The sequence below is a fragment of the Algoriphagus oliviformis genome, assembly GCF_017254915.1.
Taxonomy (GTDB): domain Bacteria; phylum Bacteroidota; class Bacteroidia; order Cytophagales; family Cyclobacteriaceae; genus Algoriphagus; species Algoriphagus oliviformis.
Window position 1 is genome coordinate 1 of record NZ_JAFKCT010000088.1, and the last position, 284, is coordinate 284.

Below are 284 nucleotides of genomic sequence, written 5' to 3' on the forward strand. Positions count from 1 at the left end.
CGGCATATGGCCGGCCGCGTTGAGAATGGTGAAGACATCGCGTTCGTCGTTGAAGCGCAGCTCGAACAGCGTCTCGTGGCGCGCCACCATGGTGGCGGCGATGCTCTCGTCATCACCCAGCAGCAGCTCGGCGCCCGGCTTGGGCGCTTTCGACGCGCGCACGTGCGCCAGCACGCGATGGTCGTCCAGCACGCGCTCCACCAGCACTTCAATCTTGCCGCCGCTGACCTTGCGGCCGAACATGCGCGCCGGGATCACGCGGGTATTGTTGAACACCAGCAGGT

1 protein-coding gene is annotated in these 284 nt (G+C 65.8%); it reads right to left on the reverse strand.

The annotated features are described in order from the left end of the window. The coding region (locus tag J0A68_RS23400; protein WP_206580528.1) for an S-adenosylmethionine:tRNA ribosyltransferase-isomerase at nt 1-284 on the reverse strand (284 nt) is incomplete at both ends.